This window comes from Yersinia sp. LJYL362 (assembly GCF_048323875.1).
This window is the reverse complement of the sequence record NZ_JBLWEX010000016.1, coordinates 1-8,427: the sequence shown is the minus strand read 5'-3', so window position 1 is coordinate 8,427 and position 8,427 is coordinate 1. Positions and strand designations below refer to the sequence as shown.

Genomic DNA, 8,427 nt, shown 5'->3' with positions numbered 1-8,427 from the left:
GGCGCGGTGCCAGTTCGCGAGTGCGATTAAGGTCGATAGACAAATCACGTAAGTCACGGTTATTGATACCAACGACTTTTGCCTCTAATGCAATAGCGCGATCCAGTTCCTCGGCGTTGCTTGCCTCGGTCAATACCCCCATGTTCAGGCTATGAGCCACGGCGGCCAGTTGGCGGTAAGTCTCATCATCAAGCACAGATAGCATCAGCAAAATAGCGTCAGCCTGATAAAAACGCGCCAGCTGAATTTGGTAAGCATCAATAATAAAATCTTTACACAATACGGGTTGAGTTACCGCCGCGCTGACTTGTGGCAAAAAGTCAAAATTGCCCTGAAAGTATTTTTCATCCGTCAGTACCGAGATAGCCGAGGCATAATTCTTATAAACAGCAGCAATCTCTGCTGGATTAAAATTATCGCGAATAACGCCTTTGGACGGCGATGCTTTCTTGCACTCCAGAATAAACACCGTTTTGTTGCCCTGTAGCGCCTGATAAAAGTCGCGCTGACTCAAGGTAATGTCATTTTGGAAACTGGCCAGAGGCTGTTGTAATTTCCGCGCGGCAACCCAGATTTCCTTATCGCGCACTATTTGGTGAAGTACGGTTTCCTGCATGATTTATCCTCTTGCTGCCAGAGCGGTAACACGTTCAAAAGGCTGACCGCTGTGAATCATTTCCAATGCTTGTTGTGCGTTATGGCGCAGGTTTTCCTGCCCATGCAATTTCAGCAATAATGCGACATTAGCCGCGACTGCTGCGGCATGCGCTGCCTCACCCTTACCTTGTAACAACCGTGCTAAAATGTCACGGTTTTCTTCAGGTGCGCCGCCCTGTAACGAGCCAAGCTCAAAGCGGTTTAAGCCAAAATCTTCCGGTGCTAATTCGTAGCTTTCGATACTGCCGTTATTCAGTTCTGCGACCTGAGTTGGCGCATGGATCGCCACTTCGTCCATTCCGCCGCCATGCACCACCGCCGCGCGTTGATAACCCAGTACTTTAAGAGTTTTAGCAATCGGCAACACCAATTCAGGGCTATAAACACCAATCAGCGCTAAGGGTGGGCGAGCAGGGTTAATCAATGGCCCTAACACATTAAACAAAGTACGGGTTTTGAGTTGTTGGCGAACAGGCATCGCATGGCGAAAACCGGTGTGATACTGCGGCGCAAACAAGAAACAAACACCTAACTCATCCAATGCCAGACGTGACTGCTCGGCGCTCATGTCCAGACGAATGCCAAAGGCGGCTAACAAGTCTGACGAGCCGGAACGGCTGGATACACTGCGATTACCGTGTTTGGCCACTTTCACGCCACAACTGGCGGCAACAAACGCGCTGGCCGTGGAGATGTTAATGCTGTTGGTGCCGTCGCCACCGGTGCCGACAATATCGGCAAACAGGTAATCGGGGCGCGGGAAGGGTTGAGCATCAGCTAATAAGGCTTGTGCTGCGCCGGCAATCTCGGCGGGTGTTTCGCCGCGCACTTTCATGCTGATCAATGCCGCAGCTAATTGGCTGGCTTCCAGTTCACCCCGGACAATCGCGGCAAATAGCAGTTGGCTTTCTGCCTGAGTCATCGACTCGGCCCGAAACAGTTTTTCTAATAACAATTCTTTTGGTAATAGATTGTGCATCATCAATTCCTTAAATTTTCATCCCCAAATAGCCTGGAGTCACAGCTAAAACTCTTGCGTTTATACGCGCGAAGGGGATAGCGCCCAGGCTAAGGTTTGCTCCAGCAAACGAGCACCCTGGGTGGTTAAAATCGATTCTGGGTGGAATTGGTAGCCACAAACCCGATGGACATCATGACGAACCGCCATGACCATCTCGCCAAAACGGGCGTTAACAGTGAGTTCTGTTGGGATATTACTGCCAACCAATGAGTGGTAGCGGGCAACCGGTAAAGGATTAGGCATTCCTGCAAACATGCCGTGTCCGTCGTGTTCAATGGCAGAAGCTTTACCGTGCAATATTTCGCCAGCCTGACCAACATGGCCGCCATAGGCTTCGACAATGGCTTGATGGCCAAGGCAAATGCCGATAATCGGTAGCTGGCCGCGTAAACGCTGTAACAACTCAGGCATACAGCCAGCCTGCGCTGGGGTGCCGGGGCCAGGTGATAGCATCAACACCGGTTGTTCGAATTGTTGCAAACGCTCAATAATGGTGTCAGCCGCAATTTGGTTGCGGTATATCACTACGCGATGGCCACTGGAGCGCAGTTGATCAACCAGGTTGTAGGTAAAGGAATCGATATTATCGAGCAGCAAGATATCGGCCATTAGATTATTTTCCATTAGAACACCTCCCTGGCGTGGTGTGCGGTGGCGATGGCGCGTAACACCGCGCGGGCTTTATTGCGGGTTTCATCGGCTTCCGCCTGTGGGACTGAATCCAGCACCACACCGGCACCGGCTTGTACTGTGGCGATACCGTCCTCGACATAAGCCGAGCGAATAACAATGCAGGTATCCAAATCACCATGAGCGGTAAAATAGCCGACAGCACCGCCGTAACTGCCGCGACGCGCCCCCTCACAGGCGGCGATTAATTGCATCGCCCGAACTTTTGGCGCACCGCTTAATGTCCCCATGTTCATGCAGGCCTGATAGGCATGCAGCACATCCAAATCGTGGCGCAACGTGCCCACTACGCGAGAAACCAGATGCATAACAAAGGAATAACGGTCGACTTTGGTTAAATCAGCCACATAACGGCTACCCGGTTCACAGATACGCGCCAGGTCATTACGGGCCAAATCCACCAGCATCAAGTGTTCCGCCAATTCTTTATGGTCGGTACGCATTTCCAGTTCAATGCGACTGTCCAAATCGCGGTCCAGTTCTCCATTAGCGCGGCGGCCGCGTGGGCGAGTCCCGGCAATCGGGTAAATTTCAATTTGACGATTGGTCGCATCATATTTCAGTGCGCTTTCAGGTGAGGCACCGAACAAAGAGAATTCGTTATCCTGCATGAAAAACATATACGGGCTTGGATTGCTGTCTTTCAGTGTTTGATACGCCGCCAGTGGCGACGGGCAAGGCAGTGAGAAACGGCGAGAAGGGACGACCTGGAAAATCTCACCTTCGCGGATTGCCTGCTGTAACTCGCTGACAACGGCACCGTATTCTTCATCTGATTGGTTACACTGTAACGCCATCTCTGGTACTGACTTGGCAGGAATGGCCTGCGGCGCTTGTTGCAATTGGTGGGCTAGCTGTTCTAAACGCGCCGTCAAGCGCTGGTGCTCGCTATTATCCGGGGTGAACAGGCTGGCTTGTAATGTTGTTGAGCGATGTTGATGATCTAACACCAACAAGGTTTCAGCTAAATAGAAGCAGAAGTCAGGGCAACGTTGGTCTTGGCGCAACTGCGGCAAGTTTTCAAAACCGGCGACCAAATCGTAGGCAAACAAGCCACCCAAAAACATCGCTTCTCGCTCTGCCTGCGGGGTATCGACCAGTTTCAGCAACAGACGCAAAGCATCGAAAACGGATAGCGCTTGTAAGCGGGAGTCTTCATCCTGCACATCAGTAATTATGGGAAATGCTAGCTCGCGGCCATTAGGGCGGACTTGAATCTCAACTTGCGCTGGCAATGCTGCGTCCAGCAAGGGTAATAACGCCGCACCATTGCGTGTCAGTGCTTCAATTGTCACCTTCTGCCCCAGAGCGGTGATACGCAGCGCACTGTCGATAATGAGCAGACTTTTCAGGTTCTGCTTGCTAGTCACTTCCGCTGACTCAAGCAGTAATGTTGCTGGTCGCGCGCCGCAAAGCTGATGGAACAGCGCGGTTGGGTCATCACGGTAACACGCCGTGGTGGTCAGTAACTGTAAAATGGGGCGCGAGGTTTGCATCGTTTGTGGTTCCTGAAAAAAGGTATATGCCGAAATCTATCCATAAAAAAGCCCGCTATAAGCGGGCTGAAGCAATCTGCACTGTCTGATGACTGATATGCGCGATTACACCGCCCGAGAGAGGGAGATGTGCCACCAACGCAGTAAGGAAATTAGGGAAGTTTTCATTATCAGTCACTCTCTATGATTGCTTTCATGGTGTTACTTCACAAACGGTGTTGCCCGACGTTCCTGAGCAGCATCTTGGTATCTCGTGAACTTGTGTACTAGTTAACTGGTTCGTGGGGTGAATGTCAACCCCTGAATGATTGTTTTTAACCAACTCTTTTTTAGCCGTAACATTTTCCTGAATGAGTTGGACGCCAAACAAGATTGATTAACGTTAATGTCACATTAGCGAGTATGATAGTTAGCCACGCTTTTTCCGGACTTTTATTTTGTCTAATAAATCAGTTTTGTCTAATAAACCCGTGTTGTCTGATAACACCACATCACCTAACTCGGCTGATTTAACTGATGTTGTGACATCAACGGCCTTTACTCTCTATGACCTACATAGTCATACCACCGCGTCGGACGGTTCGCTGAGCCCCGCGGCGTTGGTGATCAGGGCGGCGCAAATGCGCGTAGGTGTGTTAGCGATTACTGATCACGATACCACCGCAGGGTTAGCTGAAGCCGCTGCGACTATTGAGCAGCAGCAGCTGCCAATCCGGCTTATTCCCGGTGTCGAGATTTCCACATTATGGGAAAACCATGAAATCCATATTGTCGGATTGGGCATGGATATCCAACATCCCAGCATCTGTCAGTTATTAAGCCAACAGTCCGAGCATCGTTATAGCCGGGCGCAAGAAATCAGTGCCCGACTGGCGAAAGCACGTATTCCTGATGCCTGGGAAGGGGCTAATCGGTTGGCAGAAGGTGGCCAGGTGACGCGAGGCCATTTTGCCCGTTATCTGGTGGAGTTAGGGCTAGCCAGTAACGTCGGCCAGGTTTTCAAAAAGTATTTGGCCAAAGGCAAGACCGGTTATGTTCCCGCTCAATGGTGTACAATAGAACAAGCTATTGATGCTATTAAGCAATCAGGTGGGCAAGCCGTGCTGGCGCACCCTGGGCGTTATGATTTAACGGCGAAATGGTTAAAGCGGTTATTAGCACATTTCGCTGAGCATGGTGGTGATGCCATGGAAGTTGCCCAGTGCCAGCAAGCCCCCCATGAACGGGCACAACTTGCCCAGTATGCGCGCGACTATAATTTACTTGCATCCCAAGGGTCTGATTTCCATCAACCTTGCTCCTGGATTGAGTTGGGCCGCAAATTGTGGTTGCCCGCTGGGGTGGAACCGGTATGGCGCGATTGGCCGATAGAGAGTCAGTCCAGCTAATTCATACATTTAATGATTAGGTAGAGTCATGAGTCAATTTTTCTATATTCACCCAGAAAACCCTCAGCCACGGTTAATCAACCAAAGTGTGGATGTTTTACGTAAGGGAGGGGTGGTTGTCTATCCGACAGATTCGGGTTATGCCCTTGGTTGCCGCTTAGAAGATAAAACGGCAATGGAACGTATTTGTCGTATTCGCCAGTTGGATGGTAATCATAACTTCACCTTGGTCTGCCGTGATTTATCAGAACTATCAACTTACGCCTATGTTGATAATCCGGCGTTTCGACTTATCAAGAACAACACTCCCGGCAACTACACCTTTATATTGAAAGCGACCAAAGAAGTGCCGCGGCGTTTGATGAATGACAAACGAAAAACGATTGGTTTGCGTGTACCGTCTAATCCTATTGCGTTGGCGTTGTTGGATGTATTAGGCGAGCCGCTGATGTCGACCACATTGATGTTGCCGGGCAATGATTTTGCTGAGTCGGATCCAGAAGAGATCAAAGAGCACTTGGGCAAACAAGTGGATTTAATTATTCACGGCGGCTCACTGGGCCAACAGCCGACTACGGTTATTGACCTGACTGATTCCTCCCCGGAAGTTATTCGCGAAGGTGCAGGGGATGCAACACCGTTCCGTTAAATGGATTGGCGATAAGTCATTGTTAGTGACATCCGAGTCTTTTTGAATCCCTGACTGTGAAAATAGTGTAATATGTCCGGTCACGAACCAGCGTGTTGAGGCGTTTGCGTCACTTTTTACGCGCCACGCTGTGTTCTAAAATGTATTACAATCAGTGAGTTCCGCTTGATTGTGAGCTTAACTTATTGATTACAATATATAACGCGACGCCTGTGAAGGCGACATTAGAGGTTGCTCAATGAGCGAGAAGTCAGAAGACCAAAATTTACCAAACTCAAAGCCACAAAGCCCTAAACCACAGGGCGATAAAGTTGTGGGTGAAAAAACAAAAGTTGTGGGTGAGAAATTACAGAAAATCTTGGCACGAGCGGGTCATGGCTCTCGTCGGGAAATCGAAGCCATCATTCAACAGGGCCGTGTCAGCGTTGATGGTAAAATATCAAAGCTGGGTGATCGTGTTGAGGTGACTCAGGCGACTAAAATTCGTCTGGACGGCCATCTTCTTTCGATTAAAGAATCTGAAGAAGCGGTGTGTCGTGTTCTGGCGTATTACAAGCCGGAAGGTGAGCTCTGTACCCGTAATGACCCGGAAGGCCGCCCAACGGTATTTGACCGTCTGCCAAAACTGCGCGGTTCGCGTTGGGTTGCGGTCGGCCGCCTGGACGTTAATACCTCAGGTTTATTGTTGTTCACCACTGATGGTGAATTGGCTAACCGCCTGATGCACCCTAGCCGTGAAGTTGAACGTGAATATGCGGTGCGTGTGTTTGGTCAAATTGATGACGAAAAAATCAAACAGCTGAGCCGCGGTGTTCAACTGGAAGATGGCCCAGCGGCATTCCGCACCATTAGTTTCCAGGGCGGGGAAGGGATTAACCAGTGGTATAACGTCACGTTGACCGAAGGGCGTAACCGCGAAGTTCGCCGCTTGTGGGAAGCTGTTGGTGTGCAGGTTAGCCGCCTGATTCGTGTTCGCTATGGTGACATCAATCTGCCAAAAGGCTTGCCTCGTGGCGGTTGGACTGAATTAGATCTGAAAGCGACCAACTACTTACGTGAACTCGTGGAGTTGGATTCTGAAACTGTCAGTAAATTGCCAGTTGAGAAAGACCGACGTCGGGTCAAAGCTAATCAAATTCGTCGTGCGGTTAAACGCCATACTGAAGTTGCTGGCCGCCAGGTTGCTGGACGTCAAGGCTCAGCCCGTAAAGGTTCTACCCGCCAAAACGTAGGTAATGCAGCTCCAGCAGCTGCTACTGGGCGTCGTGGGTCTAATAAGCGCGGATAAGTCAGTTATCTATGGGAAGAAATCATTTTCTTCCCATTATTCACTCTAAGAATTCCCAATCCCATTTCCTCTTCTTCAGATATAGCTTTATATAGAAGACGCTAATGCCGCAGACTTTGCCGCTGCGGCATTTTATTGGTCAAGGATAGGGCTGAAAATTACCAGTCGATACCTTGCTGTGCCTTAATGCCAGCATCAAAAGCATGTTTAACCGGACGTAATTCACTGACGGTATCTGCCATTTCCAACAGATCCCGATGGCAACCACGGCCAGTAATTATCACCGTTTGATGGGCAGGACGCTGTTTTAGCGCGTCAACAACCTCATCTAGTGATAAGTAGTCATAAGCGACCATATAAGTCAGTTCATCTAACACCACTAAATCTAAGGTCGGATCAGCTAACATACGCCGCGCATGTTGCCAAACCCCCTGACAGGCTGCGGTATCTGTTTCTCTATTTTGTGTATTCCAGGTGAAGCCAGTTGCCATAACCTGAAACTCAACACCATGTTGTTGCAACAGATTTTTCTCGCCGTTCGGCCATTCACCTTTAATGAACTGTATCACTCCCGCTTTCAGTCCGTGGCCAACAGCACGGGTTACGGTACCAAATGCAGCGGTAGTTTTGCCTTTGCCATTGCCGGTAAAAACAATCAAGATACCGCGAGTTTCTTGCGCTGCTGCAACCCGTGATTCAACCTTTTCTTTTATTTTTTGTTGGCGCTGCTGGTGGCGTTCTTCAGACATGAAACATTCCTTTATTCTGCGGGGCCGGGTTTACGGCCAGGTTGTGCATCGAAGCTGATACCGGTCTTTCTGCGGCTATCGTCGCCCATCAGGTAGAGATAAAGCGGCATAATGTCGGCCGGTGTTTTTAACTTGTTGGCATCTTCATCTGGGAAAGCACTGGCGCGCATCTGAGTCCGCGTGCCCCCTGGGTTGATACAATTAACCCTCAGATTACTCTGCTTATATTCTTCAGCAAGTACCTGCATCATGCCTTCGGTGGCAAATTTTGACACGGCATAAGCCCCCCATCCTGAGCGCCCCTGACGGCCAACGCTGGAACTGGTGAACACCAAAGAGGCACTCGGTGACTTCAGCAGTAGTGGCAATAATGCTTGAGTTAGCATAAAAGTTGCATTGACATTCACTTGCATAACATCCTGCCAGACGGTGATATCTTGCTCTGCCATCGGCACAATCTCACCCAATAAACCGGCATTATGCAATACA

The 8,427-nt window shown here is 49.8% G+C and carries 9 protein-coding genes, 1 pseudogene and 1 other annotated feature; of the genes and pseudogenes, 3 read left to right on the top strand and 7 right to left on the bottom strand.

The genetic code is table 11. The features are described from left to right. From ACNSO8_RS00650 to trpL, 5 genes and pseudogenes are all read right to left on the bottom strand, one after another. Positions 1–616, bottom strand: a pseudogene (locus tag ACNSO8_RS00650) (bifunctional indole-3-glycerol phosphate synthase/phosphoribosylanthranilate isomerase); the annotation flags it as partial. 3 nt (positions 617–619) lie between these two features. Then, positions 620–1,636, bottom strand: a complete 1,017-nt coding sequence (gene trpD / locus ACNSO8_RS00645) for an anthranilate phosphoribosyltransferase (RefSeq protein ID WP_019083172.1) — start codon at positions 1,634–1,636, stop codon at positions 620–622. Between the two features lie 60 nt (positions 1,637–1,696). Beyond that, positions 1,697–2,287, bottom strand: coding sequence for a glutamine amidotransferase-related protein (locus tag ACNSO8_RS00640; RefSeq protein ID WP_046695687.1), 591 nt, complete (start codon positions 2,285–2,287; stop codon positions 1,697–1,699). A gap of 14 nt (positions 2,288–2,301) precedes the next feature. Continuing rightward, positions 2,302–3,864 carry an anthranilate synthase component 1 gene (locus ACNSO8_RS00635; RefSeq protein ID WP_263700665.1) on the bottom strand — a complete coding sequence of 521 codons (1,563 nt, stop codon included), beginning with the start codon at positions 3,862–3,864 and terminating at the stop codon, positions 2,302–2,304. Positions 3,865–3,906: 42 nt separating this feature from the next. Further along, positions 3,907–4,008, bottom strand: a sequence feature (Trp leader region). Beyond that, entirely contained in the window at positions 3,970–4,032 is a 63-nt protein-coding gene (gene trpL / locus ACNSO8_RS00630; RefSeq protein ID WP_061512357.1) for a trp operon leader peptide, read from the bottom strand. It overlaps the preceding feature by 39 nt. Before the next feature lie 302 nt (positions 4,033–4,334). Here trpL and rnm point away from each other — a divergent pair, with 302 nt between their 5' ends. The 3 genes from rnm (at position 4,335) to rluB (ending at position 7,189) form a co-directional block, all read left to right on the top strand. Then, a complete protein-coding gene (rnm, locus tag ACNSO8_RS00625) occupies positions 4,335–5,252 on the top strand; it encodes an RNase RNM (protein ID WP_026017845.1) in 918 nt (305 codons plus the stop codon). Between the two features lie 28 nt (positions 5,253–5,280). Beyond that, a complete protein-coding gene (locus ACNSO8_RS00620; RefSeq protein WP_019079498.1) occupies positions 5,281–5,901 on the top strand; it encodes an L-threonylcarbamoyladenylate synthase in 621 nt (206 codons plus the stop codon). A gap of 238 nt (positions 5,902–6,139) precedes the next feature. Further along, positions 6,140–7,189, top strand: a complete 1,050-nt coding sequence (rluB, locus tag ACNSO8_RS00615) for a 23S rRNA pseudouridine(2605) synthase RluB (RefSeq protein WP_046694955.1) — start codon at positions 6,140–6,142, stop codon at positions 7,187–7,189. 158 nt (positions 7,190–7,347) lie between these two features. Here rluB and cobO read toward each other — a convergent pair whose 3' ends face one another. Beyond that, positions 7,348–7,938: a cob(I)yrinic acid a,c-diamide adenosyltransferase gene (gene cobO, locus ACNSO8_RS00610; protein ID WP_005169362.1), complete on the bottom strand. Its 591-nt coding sequence runs from the start codon at positions 7,936–7,938 to the stop codon at positions 7,348–7,350. A gap of 11 nt (positions 7,939–7,949) precedes the next feature. Then, positions 7,950–8,427: YciK family oxidoreductase (locus tag ACNSO8_RS00605; RefSeq protein WP_418393515.1), on the bottom strand; the 478-nt coding region annotated here is incomplete at its 5' end.

Coding starts and splice junctions, on each gene's coding strand:
- ACNSO8_RS00635 (WP_263700665.1), bottom strand. CDS start 3,864: ATGCAAACCTCGCGCCCCATTTTACAGTTACTGACCACCACGGCGTGT.
- ACNSO8_RS00620 (WP_019079498.1), top strand. CDS start 5,281: ATGAGTCAATTTTTCTATATTCACCCAGAAAACCCTCAGCCACGGTTA.
- trpD (WP_019083172.1), bottom strand. CDS start 1,636: ATGCACAATCTATTACCAAAAGAATTGTTATTAGAAAAACTGTTTCGG.
- cobO (WP_005169362.1), bottom strand. CDS start 7,938: ATGTCTGAAGAACGCCACCAGCAGCGCCAACAAAAAATAAAAGAAAAG.
- rluB (WP_046694955.1), top strand. CDS start 6,140: ATGAGCGAGAAGTCAGAAGACCAAAATTTACCAAACTCAAAGCCACAA.
- ACNSO8_RS00640 (WP_046695687.1), bottom strand. CDS start 2,287: ATGGCCGATATCTTGCTGCTCGATAATATCGATTCCTTTACCTACAAC.